This is a genomic window from Kordiimonas sp. (assembly GCF_965216265.1).
In the GTDB taxonomy this organism is placed as follows: domain Bacteria; phylum Pseudomonadota; class Alphaproteobacteria; order Sphingomonadales; family Kordiimonadaceae; genus Kordiimonas.
Genome location: NZ_OZ244153.1, coordinates 3,828,835 through 3,845,996 on the forward strand (window position 1 = coordinate 3,828,835; position 17,162 = coordinate 3,845,996).

The following is a 17,162-nucleotide window of genomic DNA, read 5'->3' on the forward strand; positions in this document are numbered from 1 at the left end:
TCATGCTTTTACGTCTGGTTCCAGAGAATACCAAAATCGCTTTCATGAAGCCGCGCAAGATTGCTTTTGCAATCTCAGGCCTGCTGATTCTGGCTTCAATCGCTCTCTTTGCGGTCAACAGCCTGAACTATGGCATCGATTTTAAGGGTGGTATCGCCATTGAGATTGGCATGCAAGACCGCAGCGCAGTGCCGCTTGCAACCGTGCGGGAAACTGCAAGTGCCCTAGGGCTCGGCAATGTGTCTGTCAAGGAATATGGCGATGCGTCTGAAGCGCTTGTGCGGGTTGAACGCCAGCCGGGTGATGAGGAAGCGCAATCTGCCGCTATGGTGAAAGTGCGTGAAGCGCTTACGGAAGCCGTGCCAGGTGTTACTTTCCGGCAGGAAAATATCGTTGGGCCAGTGGTGTCAGGCGAGTTGAAGCGCGACGGTACGCTCGCGGTATCCATCGCCGTTATCATGGTGTTGATCTACATCTGGTTCCGGTTTGAGTGGCAGTTCGGCCTTGGTGCAGTGGTTGCTCTTGTGCACGATGTGTTGCTGACAGTTGGTTTTTTTGCCGTGACGCGACTTGAGTTCAACCTCTCAATTATCGCAGCACTTCTGACCATTGTTGGGTACAGCCTCAACGATACGGTGGTTGTTTATGACCGTATTCGCGAGAACATCCGCAAATACCGTAAGCTTCCGCTTGAAGAACTGATCAACCTGTCCTTGAACCAAACTCTCAGCCGCACGCTGATGACCTCATTGACCACGCTTCTGGCGCTGTTTGCTCTCTACTTCCTTGGCGGTGCTGTCATACAGGGCTTCACGGCTGCGATGATCTGGGGTGTTGTTATCGGGACATATAGCTCGATCTTTGTGGCGTCACCGCTACTTCTCAGCTTTGACCTTCGCCGTGAAGCGATGATTAATGAGCCTGACAAGGCTGACCCAACGGTTGACAAGTCACGCCCTACAAACCCGTTCGAGCAAATGTAGGGCAGCATGGCGGGTAAAAGCTTCACATCCGGCGGCGTATCCCTTGAAGCGCAATCGCGTGACGATCTGCTTTTGGTGGATGGTTACGGAGATGGAGGCTTTCGCCTGCTTGGTCGCAGGGTTGAGGGCGGGGTCATGGTCCTGCCCACTGGCTTTTACCCCATTGAAGCCAGCGACGTGCAGAGGCTTTCTGCCGCCGACGTTGTCAAAGCGACAGGGGCGGCGAAGAAACCGGAGCTGATCCTGATCGGGACGGGTGAGAAGATGCAGCTCGTCCCCTCAGCCTTCAGGAGCTATCTTGAAGGCGAGGGCATTGGCTATGACGTGATGGATACGGGTGCGGCTGCCCGTACCTATAACGTGCTGCTGATTGAAGGGCGGCAGGTTGCGGCCCTTCTGCTGCCTGTCGACTGATTGATCATCCTTCGTTCGCCGCACAGACATCTCGTTTCGTCTCAGCTCCCTGCTGTTCGCCGCAGTTTCCTACCTGTTTGTCGATATCGTCTTCCGCTTGCGGGCCAATAGGCGCAGTCTCATGTTCACAAGAACGTGATAAGCGCTGGCATGAAGCATCAGCGCATCCGACAGCAACAGGATAAGGCCGCAAACTGGCCGGAAGTAACGGAGATTATGATGCCAACACCGATCACTGACACAACAAAACAGACGTCCTCAATGAAGCGGCGCATAGCCCTTATCGCAGGCCTTTCCCTCTCTACCATCATGGTTGCAGGCAACAGTGGTGCCATGGTGGCCTTTGACAATGAGGAAAAAGTCGGGAAGGCGGAAGAAAAAAAGGTCGAGAAAAAGAAAATCCGTGTGATCCGCTCGGGTGGCCCAGGGACCGTTCTTCGTGACGGTAAAGGCGGTGAGAAGATTGAAATTCAGAAACACGTCAGTGTGCATGTTGATGAAGAACGCCAGAAGGCTATCCTTGAAACGAAGCAAGCGCTTGAGAAAGTAAACGCACGGCTCGAGAAGGCCCGCAAGAAGGAAGAGAAGCGCGCGCTTGAAGCCGCGAAAGACGGCCTTGAGACAGCCCTTGAGGCGCTTAAGAACAAGCGTAGCCACATGACATACGCTTATGCGGGTCCCTCCCACGCTGAAATCCGCCGTATCGAGATTGATGCGATGGAAGGCGCGCTTAAGGATATGGAAGAGCAGGTCGGTGATCTTGGCCGCATTCGTATTGAACTGAAAGAAGACCTTATTGAGGCGCGTGAAGATATCCGCGAGGCTTTTGAAGATATCGAACTTGAGTTTGAGTTTGATGCGGAAGCGCGTGAGCGCCACGTGATTGACCTTGACCACGCCGCGCGGTCGCTGGACCAGATGGAGGAGCAACAGCTTGAAGGGCTTCGCCAGGCGGAGGAACATCTGAAGCGGGAGCGGGAACGTCTTGAACAGCGGCTGGCTGAGCGGCGTGCGAAGGCTTCAGCGGAAGACGTCGAGCCTGAGTAAGTGCGCCAGCAGCATGTTGAAGCAGGGAGGCAGACCGGTGAGGTCTTGCCTCCTCGCACTTTTGTGAAGTTGTTTAGTTCAAAAGCTGCTTGAGCTTTGTGTGATAATGTAGCATCCTGCACGCTACTCAAAGCTACCGGGAAATAGCAATGAAACCCTTAGCCCTTATTGCCCTTGCAACCACAGCCATCGTTGGAGGTTCTTCGTTCGCCGGAGAGCAGCTTACATCGTTTGACGGTGTTGGTTCCATGGTGCTGGACATGGCGGACGAGCCAACGCAGGTGGCTGATCTGGGGCCAGCGGACACACAGCAGCATAGTAATGGTGGCCAGTGTGAGGAATCCCGACAGGCGCTGGAAGCCCGTGTTGAAGGCATGCAGATTGAGTTTGAGCATAACTTCCACATGGCTGAGGCAGCGATCAGCCAGCTTGATTTCGACCAGATTGAAGCACAGGTTGAAGCAGCCATTGCACCCTTCGCGATGACTATGCCTGACATCGAACTCAAAATAGCTTCCCGTAGCAATGTGCAAGTGGCGCAGAAAGAAGCGCTTGAAGGAGCCCATGCGGCCATAGAGGCGCGGCGTCATCACCTTAAAGCGCGAATCGCTGAGGTGAAAAACCAGCACAGCCGCAAGGCGCTGATGCAGGCGGAAAAAGCCCTGAAGCGTGCGCAAGAGGCATTGCGCCACTAGTCACACCCCAATCACGCTATAGATTAAAAGAAAACCGGGTTTTTCCCGGTTTCTTTTTGCGTGAATTCAGCGGATTCTGCACCCTCAGCTTAGATTATGCCTATGTGACGCAATAGTATTACTTAAACGTTGCGGAAATCATTTCGATGATTGCGTAAGGGCGTTGCGTCCCCGCGTTTTATCGCTTAGAGCTAGGCCCTTGATGGCACAGCCATCTCACTGAGCTTTTATTGTAAACCTATTCTGGATCAAACCTTATCATGAGCACGCAAGACTTTTACCGTATCCGTCGCCTACCGCCTTATCTGTTTGCTGAAGTAAACCAGATGAAAGCGGCGGCACGAGCGCGTGGCGAGGATATCATTGATCTAGGCATGGGTAACCCGGACCTGCCAACACCCCAGCACATTGTCGACAAGCTCAAGGAAACTGTGGATAACCCGACCGCCCACGGCTATTCGGTTTCCCGTGGTATTCCGGGGCTCCGGCGCGCTCACGCGGCTTATTACAAGCACCGTTTTGGTGTGGATATCGACCCGGAAACGGAGAATGTGGTCACGCTTGGCTCCAAGGAAGGCTTGGCGAACCTCGCGTCTGCTATTACCACGCCGGGCGATGTGATCCTGGTGCCGAACCCGAGCTTCCCGATCCACCCTTATGGTTTCATGATCGCAGGGGCTGCGGTGCGCCATTTGCCTATGGGTCCAGGCCATGATTTCCTGACGGAGCTCAAGTACGCAGTACAGCACAGCGTGCCAACGCCAACGGCTGTAATCCTCTGCTACCCCGGCAACCCGACCGCAGAGGTGGTAGACCTCGCTTTTTATGAAGAGGTTGTGGATTTCTGTAAAAAGCAGGGCATCTGGATCCTCTCTGACCTCGCCTACTGTGAAATCTATTTCGATGATAACCCGCCGCCCTCCATCCTTCAGGTCAAGGGCGCGAAGGATATCGCGATTGAGTTCACCAGCCTTTCAAAAACATATTCCATGGCGGGGTGGCGTGTCGGTTTTGGCGCAGGCAATAAAGACCTTGTGGCGGCGCTCACACGGGTTAAAAGCTATCTGGACTATGGCGCGTTCACGCCCATTCAGGTGGCGGCTGTGGCGGCGCTTAACGGCCCGCAGGACTGTATCGAGCTGCACCGTCAAACTTATAAAAAGCGCCGCGACGTGCTTGTTGAAGGCCTTGCCGCTGCGGGCTGGGAAATCCCGAGCCCTAAGGCAAGCATGTTCGCCTGGGCGCCGATCCCTGATGAGTTTAAAGAAATGGGGTCGATGGATTTCTCCAAGCTTCTGCTTACCGAAGCCAAGGTGTCGCTTTCACCGGGCGTGGGTTTTGGTGAATACGGCGAAGGTTTTGTGCGTATCGGCCTCGTGGAAAATGAACACCGCATCAGGCAGGCTATTCGCAATATTAAGAAATTCATGTCCCGCAAAGATGAGCTGATCGCCGATTGGCGTGCTAAACAGAAATCAAAGTAATGGTTCGCGCACACGGGTGTGCGCAAGAGTGGAGATAAGTATGCGTTTGACGGACGGGCAGGACATTGTCCTTGGTATTGCGGGGCTTGGCACCGTTGGTGGCGGTGTCATCAAAATCCTTGAAAAACACGCAGGCCTTTTGGCTGCGCGTTCAGGCCGCAGTATCACGATTGGTGGTGTTTCCGCGCGGGATAGAAGCCGTGACCGGGGCGTGGACCTCTCGTCCTACACATGGTTCGATAACGCTGTTGATATGGCTGCAAGCGACACCGGCATCAACGTCATTGTTGAGCTTATTGGCGGGTCTGACGGCCCGGCGCTTGCCCTTGCCCGTGAAGCACTCGGTAACGGCATCAGCCTTGTCACTGCCAATAAGGCGCTTATTGCCACGCACGGTAAAGAACTGGCTGCCTTGGCTGAGAAAACTGGCGCAGACCTCCGCTTTGAAGCAGCGGTTGCTGGTGGTATCCCGATCATCAAGGCGCTGAGGGAAGGCTTGGCCGGTAACGGTGTCACAAGCGTACGCGGTATTCTTAATGGCACCTGCAACTATATCCTCACCCGTATGGAGCGTGAGGGCCTCGACTTTGATGTAGTGCTTAAGGACGCACAACAGCTGGGGTATGCGGAAGCAGACCCAACCTTTGATATCGACGGTATCGATACAGCGCATAAAACTGCCATTCTGGCCGCGCTTGCGTTTGGTACGGAACCCGATATCGAGCATTTGCCAACCGAAGGCATCCGCAATATCGCGCCAGTTGATATCGAATACGCAAAAGAGCTGGGTTATCGGATCAAGCTTCTAGGTGTGGTGCAACAAACGAGCGAGGGCATTGAAACCCGCGTGCACCCTGCAATGGTGCCAATTTCGGCGCCACTCGCGAATGTGATGGACGCCATCAATGCCGTGGTTGTGCAGGGCGATTTTGTGGGCCAAACAGTTTATGAAGGCCCTGGCGCAGGTGAAGGCCCAACGGCATCTGCCGTCATGGCTGATATTATTGACGTGGCGCGAGGGCAGGGCGGCCCTCGGCTTGGTATCCCGGCGGGTGACCTTGCTGTCGCGACGCCTGTGCCTGTATCCAAGCATCGCGGCACCTATTATTTACGCCTTCGGGTTGAAGACCGCCACGGCGTGATGGCCGATATCACCAAGATTTTGGCCGAAGAGCAGGTCTCCATTGAGAGCATGCTGCAGCGTGGTCGTGCATCCGATGGTGGTGTATATATCATCATGACAACCCACGAGGTTGTTGAAGCTTCTGTTGCATCGGCACTTGAGCGTTTCACTGAACTGGAATGTGTGCTAGAGACCCCGGCAATGCTAAGAATAGAAGCTTAACAAGGGGAACTATCTTATGTCGTCACAGGATCTGAACCGCATCTTGGTTCTCGAGGTGGTTCGCGTGACCGAAGCAGGCGCTATTGCTGCGAGCAAGTGGACTGGTCGCGGCGATGAAAAGGCGGCTGACGCCGCTGCCGTTGAGGCCATGCGCAAGGCTTTCAATATACTACCAATCGACGGTACCGTCGTGATTGGTGAGGGCGAGCGCGACGAAGCGCCAATGCTTTACATTGGTGAAAAAGTCGGCGCGGGTGGCCCAAAGGTTGATATCGCGCTGGACCCGCTTGAGGGCACCACAATCTGCGCGAAGGCAATGCCAAACGCGCTTGCGGTTCTTGCTATCTCTGCTGAAGGCGGCCTTCTTAACGCGCCGGACGTGTATATGGACAAGATCGCCGTTGGCGGTGGTTTGCCACAAGGTGTGATTGATCTGGATAAAAGCCCGTCTGACAATGTTCGTGCGGTGGCTGAAGCCAAAGGCAGGCCCATCGATGAAATAACTGTTTGTGTGCTTGACCGCCCACGCCATGCAGCTCTGATTAAAGAGCTGCGCGCGCTTGGCTGCGGTGTTGCGCTTATTGGTGACGGTGACGTTGCCGGCGTGATCGCAACCACCGATGAAGCGACGGGCATTGACCTTTACATGGGGTCAGGCGGCGCGCCGGAAGGTGTTCTGGCTGCTGCGGCGCTTCGCTGCATTGGTGGCCAGATGCAAGGCCGTCTGTTGTTCCGCAACGACGATGAACGCGCTCGTGCTGCCAAATGGGGCATTGAGGACCTGAACCGCAAATACGCCATGGAAGACATGGCCTCCGGCGATGTGATCTTTGCTGCGACCGGTGTAACGGACGGTTCCATGCTCAAGGGCGTGCACCGTACTGCGGCGGGTTACACTACCGACACCATCACCATGCGGTCAAAAACCAAGACAATTCGCCGCGTTCAGGCAACCCATGGGCTGGACGGTCGGCAATAAGGGCCACGCCTTGACGCAAATGATTGAGAATACTGGTACGGCGGAACCTCTTCTCGGGGTCCGCCGTTCTGCTTTGGGGCAGGCTTGGATGATGCGGGGCGGGGTGCCGCGTATCGCTGAAGCTATTGCTGAAAAGCTTGGTGTGCCCATGGTCGTGGGCCAGCTTATTGCAGGCCGGGGTATCGGCCTGGATGAAGCGCCAGAGTTTTTTGCGCCTTCCCTGAAGGAAAGCCTGCCTGATCCGTCTACCATCTTGGATATGGACAAAGCCGTCACACGGCTTGCGGCTGCGCTGCAACACGGTGAAGAGATCGCCATTTTTGGTGATTATGACGTGGACGGTGCCACTTCAAGTGCCGTGCTCTACCGCTATCTGACAGCACTGGGCGCCAAGGTTCGTATTTATATCCCTGACCGTATGGTGGAAGGGTACGGGCCCAACGTACCCGCGCTACTAGGGCTTGGTGAGGCTGGCGTAAAGCTTATTGTGACCGTTGACTGCGGTACGCTATCTTTTGAGCCGCTGAAGGCCGCAAAAGCGGCGGGGATCGATGTGATTGTGGTGGACCACCACAAGGCTGAGGCAGAGCTGCCGGAAGCCGTGGCCGTGGTGAACCCGAACCGGCTTGATGACGAAAGCGGGCAGGGGCAGCTGGCAGCTGTTGGCGTGGCCTTCCTGCTGGCGGTGGCCATGAACCGTGCGCTGCGTGAAGCCGGGTGGTTTACGGGGGAGCGGCGTGAGCCCAACCTGCTGGGGCTTCTTGATATTGTGGCGCTGGGCACTGTGTGTGATGTGGTGCCGCTTGTGGGTGCGAACCGTGCACTTGTGGCGCAAGGCCTCAAGGTGATGGCACAGCGGCGCACGCCGGGGCTTGTGGCCTTGGCCGATGTGGGCCGGGTATCTGAGCAGCCGACATGCTATCACGCTGGCTTTATTCTGGGCCCGCGGGTGAACGCAGGCGGCCGGGTGGGCGAGAGCTACCTTGGTGCCCAGCTTCTGACCACCAATGACATTGTTGAAGCGCGCGCTATTGCTGAAAAGCTGGACCGCTATAACGAAGAACGCCGCGCGATCGAAGCCGAGGTCCAGACCGAAGCCCTGGCGCAGGTTGAGCGCGCCGTTGGTGCGGCAGGCAGCCCGGATACGGTCGTGGTGGCAGCGGGCGAGGGCTGGCATGCAGGCGTTATCGGCATCGTGGCTTCACGGCTTAAGGACAAATACGGCCTGCCAAGTTTTGTGATCGCGATTGAGAACGGTGAAGCGAAAGGCTCAGGCCGGTCCATCAGCGGTGTTGATATGGGCGCGGCAGTGATCGAGGCGGTGCAGAAAGGCTTGCTGATCAAAGGCGGCGGGCACGCCATGGCGGCGGGGCTCACAATGGCACCAGACAAAATCGAGGCTTTTACCGCATTTTTGAAAGGCTTTATGGGCAAGGCCGTGGCCAAGGCGTCGTCAAACCGGGCGCTGAAGATCGACGGAGTGGTGAGCCTTTCGGGCGCGACGGCAGAGCTTGTCGACCAGATCGATGCCGTTGGCCCCTTTGGTGCGGGCAACCCGACACCGAACTTTGTCATCCCTGATGTAGACCTCATCAAGGCCGACCTTGTGGGGCAGAATCATCTGCGCTGTATCTTCAAATCGAAGGACGGCAAGTCCATCAAGGCCATGGCGTTTCGGCAATGGGAAGAACCGTTGGGAGAGCTTTTGCGCACAGGTATTGGCAGGCGCTTCCATGTGGCGGGAAAGCTCAAGAAAGATACCTGGGCCGGGGCCGGTAAAGTGGAAATGACGCTGGAGGACGTGGCGCTCGTTGGTGCGCCGTAAGAAAAATGCAAAAAGGTGTTGACCGGGGTGCTGCACCCCGGTATCTAGGCCCCCGTCGCATCGGAGATTGATATGCGGTCCCTTCGTCTAGCGGTCTAGGACGTCGCCCTTTCACGGCGAAAACACGGGTTCGAGTCCCGTAGGGATCACCATCTCCAGAACGACCATTCAAGTGAGAATGGTCCCTTCGTCTAGCGGTCTAGGACGTCGCCCTTTCACGGCGAAAACACGGGTTCGAGTCCCGTAGGGATCACCATCTCCTCACTCAGGACGGGCCTCGCATTTGCGGGGCTTTTTTGCATTTAGGCTGCCATTCACGAAGCGCGAGTATGCAGGCCATTGCTTTTCCATAAAAATCTGGCACGTTAACGGGCAATAAAGCGGTTGCTGTTAGCTTTGGGGGAAGCGATGAGCATTCAGGCACGGGTCGCGCGTCATTATACCGTCACCAAGTTTGCCGATTGTCTCTTTTTCGCCAAAAGTTTGTCATATTGCATACACATGGGCCCGGCATAAGGGGGGCGGGCAAGGGATTAGGTGACGTTGAAGAATTTATCTCGCGACATTTTGAGGGTGATGGGCGTCTTTGCTGTTGCAGCAATTTGTGCGCCTGCTGTTGCTCCCACTTTTGCGCCTGTTTTTGCCAAAGAGCCCGCTTCTGCGGGTGTGGCAGATTCCGCCACAAATCTCGCCACAGATTCCGCCACAGATTCCGCCACAGATTCCGCCACACTGGCCACAAATACCGCCACAGTTTTGACCTCTGTCTCACCTAAAAACCTGAACGAAGGGGTCCGTCTTAAGGTACTTTCTTATAATATTCATGGTTTACCGTCGCCGCTGCGCAGCAAAACCACCCCGCTTTTTGAGCGCATCGCGGAAATTCTTCGCACGCGGCGCCAAGAAGGCTCGCAGCCGGAAGTGGTTCTCTTGCAGGAAGCGTTTGATGGTGATGCCCGTGTGATCGCGGATACTACGGGCTACCGTTATGTGCTTAAAGGCCCGGGACGTAAGGATAATTCCGAGAAAGGGCGCGCGCACTGGGTGCCGCAAAGCCGGAAAACATATGCAAGTTTTTCTGACCCGCAGAAGTTTATCGGCAGCGGGCTCTATATCCTTTCCGACTATCCTATCGTGAAAGCACAGCACAAGGTGTTCGATAGCGATATGTGCGCGGGCTATGATTGCCTTTCCAACAAGGCGATCCTGATGGCCAGCATTGAGGTGCCCGGTGTCTCTGTACCCGTTGATATCATTAACTCGCACTTCAATTCGCAGCGGTCTGCCAAGGCGCCATCAAAGCATGTATTTCGCGCGCATCAGCGCCAGACAGATACGCTCAGCTGGTTCATGAAAAAGCTTTGCGGGTCTTCCCCCGCTATTGTGGCGGGCGATTTCAATACCAAGCAGCGTGAACGGTACGATTATTTCCGCGCAACCCTACCGCTTATAGACGCTGCGGAAGATTGTTTGGGAACTGAGGGTGTTTGCCGCCTTGATGAAAGTACACCAAAGGGTCAGGTGCTTTATAATACCAATGACAAACACTTCTTTCAGGCATCAGGCGGGTATCTGATCAAGCCGGTTTATATGGTGAGAAACTTCAATGAAGAGCTGGATGGGCGGGAGCTTTCTGATCATCTTGGCTATGAAGTTGAATACCGCATCACACCGCAACTGGTGAAACCTGCACGTGCCGCAGAACCCGCACAGGCGCAGGGGCAATCTTCATGGGCCTCACGCTAGGGAGGCTGTTCCTGCTGTCTTATATGGCGCTGGCTGCAGGCCCGGCGTTGGCACAGACCGTTGACCTTGGCCGTACCGGCCAGCCTGTCTATATAGAATCCGTGCCGGTTGAGGACGAGCGTAAAAACGACGCCTGGGTCGGGCAGGTTGGCATGAGCCTGAACCTCAGCCCGAGAGACCTTGGGGCAGGTGAACATGTGTCATCGCTTGGGCTTGATGTCAGGGTAAGTTACAAAGATACATTTTTTATTGAAAACAATAAGATAGGTGCCGTTGTTACAAGCAGGCGCTTGTTGCGCGCGGGTGTGATTGCCCGGTTCAATGATGGTCGCCGTGACGACTTGATCCGGCCCGATCTGAACCCGGCTGATGAGCTTGGTGACGCTGTTGAAATTGGCCTCTTTGCCGGGACGTCATTTTACAAACTGTTCCTTACCGCCGAGGCCTATATGGGCACAGGCGAGGTGCATGGCGGCTTTCAGGTTGAGCTTGAAGGCGGCTATCTTTTTGAGCTGAACTCAAAGTTCAAGCTTGTGCCTGTGATTGGCGGCACATGGGGCTCACCCGACTATATGAAAGCCTATTTTGGCGTGCCCAGAGGCCATGAACGTTTCCCGGCATACCGGGCGGGCGGTGGGCTTTATGAAGTGCATGCCGAGTTGTCATCCGAGCACCGCCTTGCTAAAAACTGGTTGCTGAAAGGCGGCATTCGCCTTTCCAAGCTGAAAGACAATGCGGCATTGAGCCCGTTTGCCCGTGAGCACAGGGTGCAGGCGAGGGCCCAGTTGGGTGTTGTATGGCTGTTTTAGGGGGCTAGGATGATCAAGGCGGCGATTTTGGGGGTGATGATGGCAACAGGTACAATGTCGGCGATCGCAGAGGGCCGTGAGGGTTTTGTTGACCTTGCCGGGCATATTCCCGGTATCGTGGTTGAAACCCGCTATGCTGGTAATGATAATTTCCTTGGCCGCCCTGTTGAGGGCTACCTTGCAGCAAAATCCCTGATGAGCCGGGAAGCGGCGGATGCTCTTGCTGGAGTGCAGGCGGACCTTGTTGCCAAAGGTTACACTCTCAAGGTGTTTGACAGTTACCGCCCACAGCGCGCTGTGGATGATTTCATGGCATGGGTTGCAGATGGTGCTGACACCAAAAACAAGGCCGAATATTACCCGGGTATCAGCAAAGATCGTTTGGTGCCGGAAGGCTATATTGCGAAGAAATCTGGCCATACCAGAGGCTCAACCATTGACCTGACCATCGCAAGCGTTGGTGATGACGGTGCGGTGACGGAACTTGATATGGGGAGCCCATGGGACTTTTTTGGCCCAATCTCACATGCGTTAAATGCCGATATTCCGCCAGAAGCGCGTGAAAACCGGGCGTTGTTGCGCGGGCTTATGCTCAAGCACGGTTTCAAGCCATATGAGGCTGAGTGGTGGCACTTCACGCTGGCGGAAGAGCCATACCCCGATACATATTTCGATTTTCCAGCCGAGTAAGGCCCTCATAGAATAGAAGCTAGGTCGTCTTTACAAGCCGGGTCATATAGTCCTTACCCGGCATGACAAGATTGTCGGCCTCCGCACGGGTATAGCGCTCAAGAAGCTCGGTTTGCGTCATATAGCCCGCGCCGTCCCTGATATCGGCTTCTATGGCAGCCCTCAGCCCAAACGGGTTGCGGGTTTCAATCGCCTGCATGATCTCGACATGCCGGTCGGTGACGTAATGTTTCTCAAGGTTCGCGAGCGCAAGGCGGTGCAGTGGCCCGAGCTGTAGCCAGATACGCTCGATCATCGGCAGCGTAACCGCATGCGGGTGCGCTAGATAAAGAGCGCGGTGAAACGCCTGATTGCCGATAATGATGCCCTGTGGGTCAGGGTCTTCAAACGCCTTGTTCTGCTCATCGTTAAGCGCATGCAGCTCGCTCAGTTTCGCTTCAGTAACATAAGGCAGTGCGCGCTCTGCCGCGTGCACCTCAAGCATAATACGCAGCTCTAAAAGCTCAGCAAGGCGGGCGGGGGAGAGGTCAGGCACCATGATGCGGCGGTTTGACTTCAGTTCCAGCGCGCCTTCCGAGGTTAAGCGCCTCAGCGCCTCCCGCACCGGCATGGCAGAGACGTCCAGCATATCAGCGATGCCGCGTATGGTTAGCGCCCGGCCAGGTTGCACCTGGCCAGACATCACGACGAAGCGCAACGCGCGATAAACCCATTCCTGGGCGGTTTCACCCGTCTCGCGCGCCAGCTTGTCAAAATTGATGTCATTTTTGCTCATATCCTCTTTCTACGCAAGGAAGGCGAAGCCAATCAAGGATAATAGCGCAGCGAGGAACGCATAAGGCAACTGTGTGAGCGCATGCTGGATGGATGTGCAGCCGCAGCTTTGTGCTGTTAGCACCGTTGCATCCGCATAAAGGCACGCGTGGCTGCCGAACGTGCTGGCTGACAATGTCGCCCCGATAATGAGCGGAATGTTGGCGTCGGTCGCGATTGCCAGTTCAGCAATGATTGGCAGTGCGATGACAAACATGCCCCAGCTTGACCCGGTGGCAAAAGCGATCAGCCCCATCACGCCAAACACAATGAAAGGCAAGGTCTGTGCAGTCATAAAGGGTTGTGTAAGTTCAAGAATATAGGTGGTGAGCCCAAGGGAGCCGTTCACATCCTTGAGCATATAGGCCGCAAAAATAATAGCGAGAGGCTCGATCATGGTCTTGAAACCCTCAATGACCGTATCGAAGGTGTCATGCAGGTCGAGAATTTTGAACACAAGCACGGCAAGGGCTGTCAGCCCCAGAGTTGCGATCGTCGCGCGCAGGAATTCAAGGTCGAAATAAAGCGTCAGCCCCACAAGGGTGAGAAGGGGGAGCACAAAAAGGGAAATCTTCCGGTTCACCCCCTTGCGCTCCTGAATGGCAAGGTGCGCCTTGTGGATGTGCTCAGCGCCCGGCGGAATGCTCTGGCCACCTGCCGCGCGCAGCTCAGCGGCCTTCATTGGCCCCAAAAGCGGGATTTTTCCTGACGCCACCAAAGGCACCATCAGAACCGCGATCCACGGATAGAGCATATAAGGAATGCCGCTGATATAGGCCATGATGCCGTGGCCTTCCTCGGCCATGCCAACATCAACAAGGATGGTGCCAAAAAACACCGCCCAGGTGGAGATAGGGATAATCACGCTCACAGGGGCTGCGGTGCTGTCGATCACATAGGCCAGCATCTCGCGGGAGATTTTGAACTTGTCGGTGATCTTGCGCATGGCTGCACCAACGGTGATGGAGTTTAGGTAGTCATCGACAAAAAGGGCAATGCCCATAAGCCAGGTGGCTAACAGCGCACCAAAGCGGGTGGTAACCCTCCGGGTTACTCTTTCCATGAAAGCGTGCAGGCTGCCGGTGCGGATGAAAAGCCCAATCAGGCTGCCCATGCCGCCACAAACCAGGATGATCCACGCGAGGTCATCATCCTGCAGGGTGCGCACGGCCATATCGGCAAACGCGCCAACCGTGGCTGTGCCGTTCAGCATGATCACGCCCATGATGGCACCAGCGAGAAGCGCTTCAATTGGTCGTTTGATCCAAACCGCAATCACCAACACCAGAAGTGTCGGGATCAGCGACAGAGGCCCCATATGGCTCACAGATTGGAGCGCGTCAGCCGTTTCCATGATGTTTCTCTCCCCAGAACCCCATCTTTCAGACTTTCATCTGATTTTTATGTAACCAAAAAAGGCGCGAGCCAAGTGCCGCGCCTTTAATTTGCTATAGCTGAACCCACGTGGTTTTCAAGTTTGTATATTTGTCAAACGCGTGGAGCGATTTATCCCGGCCGAAGCCGCTTTGTTTGTACCCCCCGAATGGGATGGAAAGGTCACCCGTTGGGTCCCAGCAGTTTACCCAGACGGTGCCGGCCTGCAGGGCTCGCGCCATACGGTGTGCGCGGCTGATATCCTTGCTCCAGACTGCTGCGGCGAGGCCATAGATGGTGTTGTTGGCGATCTCAATCGCTTCCTCTTCCCCATCAAACTCGATTACAGCAAGCACGGGCCCGAAAATTTCTTCACGGGCGATGGTCATCTCCGGCGTTACGCCGTCAAACACAGTTGGCTCAATGAAATAACCGCCTGATTCTGCCCGTGCGACACTGCCGCCAACTTCCAACTTGCCGCCTTCGGTTTTGGCTTTGTCAACAAAGCTCATGATGCGGCTGTGTTGTTCCTTGTCCACAATCGCACCGAGGTTGGTTTTAGGGTCAAGCGGGTCACCCGGTATCCAGCCTTTTGCGGCCTCTAGTACCTTGGCGAGGAATTTTTCTTTGATCTTCTTATCTACCAGAAGGCGGGAGCCTGCAGTGCAGACTTCGCCCTGGTTGAAGAAAATAGCGCCCGCTGCTGCACTGGCTGCAGCATCTAGGTCAGGGCAGTCATCCATGATGATGTGCGGGCTTTTGCCGCCACACTCAAGCGCGATCCGCTTCAGGTTCGACTGGCCGGAATATTCCATGAAATATTTACCAACCTGCGTGGAACCGGTGAACGCAAGGCCATCGACATCCATATGCAGGCCCAGCGCCTTGCCTGCCGTGTGACCAAGGCCGGGCACAACGTTGAATATACCTTTGGGGATACCAGCCTCGAACGCCAGCTCCGCCAAGCGAAGGGCGGTGAGCGGCGATTGTTCAGCTGGTTTCAGGATCACGGCGTTGCCTGATGCAAGGGCAGGGCCCAGCTTCCACGCTGCCATCAGGGCAGGGAAGTTCCACGGTACCACGGCCGCGACAACGCCGATGGGCTCCCGCGTGACCATGGCAAGCGAGCCAGCGTCCGTGGGGGCGATTTCGTCCAGCACCTTGTCTGCCGCTTCGCCATACCAGCGCAGGCAGTTCACAACGGCGGGGATATCGATAGATGTGGCATCCGAGATGGGTTTGCCCATATCCATCACTTCAAGAACCGCAAGCTCATCAGCGTTTTCAGCCACAAGGCGGCTGAAGTTGATCATGATCTGCCCACGTTTGGTGGGGTGAAGGTCTGACCAGCCGGTGGCGTTAAAAGCACGACGCGCGGCAGCAACGGCCTTGTCGACATCTGCCTTATCGCAGCTGGCAATACGGGCAATCACCGCACCTGTGGCGGGGTTGATGGTCTCAAACGTTTCGCCAGAGACTGCATCCAGCCATTCGCCGTCAATGAAGGCTTTGGTGCGGATTTTGGCTTCTTTGGCTTTGGTTTGCCAATAGCCACGTGTTTTTTCGCTCATGTTAAACTCCTTACATGCGGCCGATTTGCTTTGCGGTAAGGTCAAGCGCGTTTCGCGCTTTGTCCACCAGCTCGTCAATCTCCGCATTGGTGATGACAAGGGGCGGGCAAAGGATCATGGCGTCGCCAACAGCCCGCATGATCAAGCCGGTGTTGAAACAGTGCTCACGGCATTTGAAGCCCACATCCAGTGCTTCATCAAATGGCGCGCGTGTTTCTTTGTCAGCAACAAGCTCAAGGCCGCCAAGAAGCCCGATGGAACGTACCTGACCAACAAGCGGATGGTCAGCCAGTGTGGCCAGACGGTCCTGAAAATAGGCGATGCGCGGTTTTGCGGCTTCGCCCACAAGGCCGTCACGCTCAAGGATTTCAATATTCTTGAGAGCCACAGCACAAGCAACAGGATGGCCGGAATAGGTAAAGCCGTGCACCATCTCGCTATCGCCCTTGGCAATCTCATCCGCGATGTCATGCCCCAGCGCTACGGCGGAAAGTGGCTGATAGCCTGAGGTCATGCCTTTAGCCATGGTCATCACATCAGGTGTAATGCCGAAGTATTGGCTGCCGAACCATTCGCCTGTGCGGCCCCAGCCCGTGATGACCTCATCCGCCCACAAAAGTACACCGTATTTGCGGCAGACGGCCTCAATTCGGGGCCAATAGCCAGCAGGGGGCGGCATCATGCCGCCAGCACCCATCACCGGTTCGCCCACAAAAGCAGCAACATTTTCTGGTCCAAGCTCAAGAATCTTGTCCTCAAGGGCCTGTACGCACTGGTCAGTAAACTCTTCTTCCATAAGCCCCTGGCCGAATTTGTAGTGATGCGGCGTTGGCCCGATGTGGTGGATACCTTCAATGGGAAGGTCAAACTGCGGATGCATACCCGTGAGGCCCGACAGCGACGCTGCGACTGTAGTGGAGCCATGATAAGCTCGCTCCCGCGCGATGAACTGTTTGCGCTGGGGCTGGCCCTTCAGGTTCCAGTAATATTTGATCAGCTTATAGGCGCTATCGACCGCTTCTGAGCCTGAGCAAGCGAAGAGCACCTGAGAGATTCCCTCAGGTGTTTTCTCGGCAACCTTCGCGGCTAGCTCGGTGGCATAAGGGTTCGAGGTCATGAAAAAGAGATTATAATAGGAAAGCTCGCGCATTGCCTTGGCGGCAACCTCGACAATCTCTTCGTTTCCATACCCCACCTGCGTGCACCAAAGGCCAGCCATACCGTCCAGTATTTTATGGCCCTCAGAATCCGTCAGGTAGATGCCCTTGGCGCCCGTGATCATACGGACGCCACGTTCCCGCAGCTGCGGGTGGGCGGTGAAAGGATGCAGATGATGGTCCGCATCCTGGCTCTGCCAGAATTTGGTCTGGTTTGAGAGTTGGTTCAT

The 17,162-nt window shown here is 55.6% G+C and carries 15 protein-coding genes and 2 tRNA genes; 13 read left to right on the forward strand and 4 right to left on the reverse strand.

The annotated features are described in order from the left end of the window. Nucleotides 1-2: 2 nt before the first annotated feature. From secF to ACOOGA_RS17815, 13 genes are all read left to right on the forward strand, one after another. Nucleotides 3-983 (forward strand): protein translocase subunit SecF, encoded by a 981-nt coding sequence (gene secF, locus ACOOGA_RS17755; protein ID WP_417461922.1) that lies wholly within the window; start codon nt 3-5, stop codon nt 981-983. A 6-nt stretch (nt 984-989) separates the two neighbouring features. Beyond that, on the forward strand, nt 990-1,397 hold the full coding sequence (locus ACOOGA_RS17760) for an Mth938-like domain-containing protein (RefSeq protein ID WP_417461921.1): 408 nt from the start codon (nt 990-992) through the stop codon (nt 1,395-1,397). 150 nt (nt 1,398-1,547) lie between these two features. Next, a complete protein-coding gene (locus ACOOGA_RS17765; protein ID WP_417461920.1) occupies nt 1,548-2,444 on the forward strand; it encodes a hypothetical protein in 897 nt (298 codons plus the stop codon). 149 nt (nt 2,445-2,593) lie between these two features. Continuing rightward, nucleotides 2,594-3,139, forward strand: a complete 546-nt coding sequence (locus ACOOGA_RS17770; protein WP_417461919.1) for a hypothetical protein — start codon at nt 2,594-2,596, stop codon at nt 3,137-3,139. A gap of 260 nt (nt 3,140-3,399) precedes the next feature. Then, complete coding sequence (locus ACOOGA_RS17775) at nt 3,400-4,623, forward strand: LL-diaminopimelate aminotransferase (RefSeq protein ID WP_417461918.1); 1,224 nt, start codon at nt 3,400-3,402, stop codon at nt 4,621-4,623. Nucleotides 4,624-4,663: 40 nt separating this feature from the next. Next, nucleotides 4,664-5,968, forward strand: a complete 1,305-nt coding sequence (locus ACOOGA_RS17780; protein WP_417461917.1) for a homoserine dehydrogenase — start codon at nt 4,664-4,666, stop codon at nt 5,966-5,968. A gap of 16 nt (nt 5,969-5,984) precedes the next feature. Continuing rightward, nucleotides 5,985-6,947, forward strand: coding sequence for a class II fructose-bisphosphatase (gene glpX, locus ACOOGA_RS17785; protein WP_417461916.1), 963 nt, complete (start codon nt 5,985-5,987; stop codon nt 6,945-6,947). A 19-nt stretch (nt 6,948-6,966) separates the two neighbouring features. Next, nucleotides 6,967-8,772, forward strand: a complete 1,806-nt coding sequence (recJ, locus tag ACOOGA_RS17790) for a single-stranded-DNA-specific exonuclease RecJ (protein ID WP_417462120.1) — start codon at nt 6,967-6,969, stop codon at nt 8,770-8,772. A 76-nt stretch (nt 8,773-8,848) separates the two neighbouring features. Beyond that, nucleotides 8,849-8,924: transfer RNA gene (locus ACOOGA_RS17795), tRNA-Glu, on the forward strand. A 28-nt stretch (nt 8,925-8,952) separates the two neighbouring features. Beyond that, nucleotides 8,953-9,028: transfer RNA gene (locus tag ACOOGA_RS17800), tRNA-Glu, on the forward strand. A 281-nt stretch (nt 9,029-9,309) separates the two neighbouring features. After that, nucleotides 9,310-10,518 carry an endonuclease/exonuclease/phosphatase family protein gene (locus ACOOGA_RS17805; protein ID WP_417461915.1) on the forward strand — a complete coding sequence of 403 codons (1,209 nt, stop codon included), beginning with the start codon at nt 9,310-9,312 and terminating at the stop codon, nt 10,516-10,518. Then, complete coding sequence (locus ACOOGA_RS17810; protein ID WP_417461914.1) at nt 10,503-11,327, forward strand: MipA/OmpV family protein; 825 nt, start codon at nt 10,503-10,505, stop codon at nt 11,325-11,327. The genes ACOOGA_RS17805 and ACOOGA_RS17810 overlap by 16 nt, the downstream gene beginning before the upstream one ends. A gap of 9 nt (nt 11,328-11,336) precedes the next feature. Continuing rightward, entirely contained in the window at nt 11,337-12,017 is a 681-nt protein-coding gene (locus ACOOGA_RS17815; RefSeq protein ID WP_417461913.1) for a M15 family metallopeptidase, read from the forward strand. Nucleotides 12,018-12,036: 19 nt separating this feature from the next. On the opposite strand, the gene ACOOGA_RS17820 is transcribed toward ACOOGA_RS17815, so the two are convergent. The 4 genes from ACOOGA_RS17820 to ACOOGA_RS17835 form a co-directional block, all read right to left on the reverse strand. Beyond that, entirely contained in the window at nt 12,037-12,792 is a 756-nt protein-coding gene (locus ACOOGA_RS17820; protein WP_417461912.1) for a GntR family transcriptional regulator, read from the reverse strand. Nucleotides 12,793-12,801: 9 nt separating this feature from the next. Beyond that, on the reverse strand, nt 12,802-14,184 hold the full coding sequence (locus ACOOGA_RS17825; RefSeq protein WP_417461911.1) for a Na+/H+ antiporter NhaC family protein: 1,383 nt from the start codon (nt 14,182-14,184) through the stop codon (nt 12,802-12,804). A 94-nt stretch (nt 14,185-14,278) separates the two neighbouring features. Continuing rightward, nucleotides 14,279-15,775, reverse strand: a complete 1,497-nt coding sequence (locus ACOOGA_RS17830) for an aldehyde dehydrogenase (protein WP_417461910.1) — start codon at nt 15,773-15,775, stop codon at nt 14,279-14,281. Nucleotides 15,776-15,785: 10 nt separating this feature from the next. Beyond that, nucleotides 15,786-17,162 (reverse strand): aminotransferase, encoded by a 1,377-nt coding sequence (locus ACOOGA_RS17835; RefSeq protein WP_417461909.1) that lies wholly within the window; start codon nt 17,160-17,162, stop codon nt 15,786-15,788.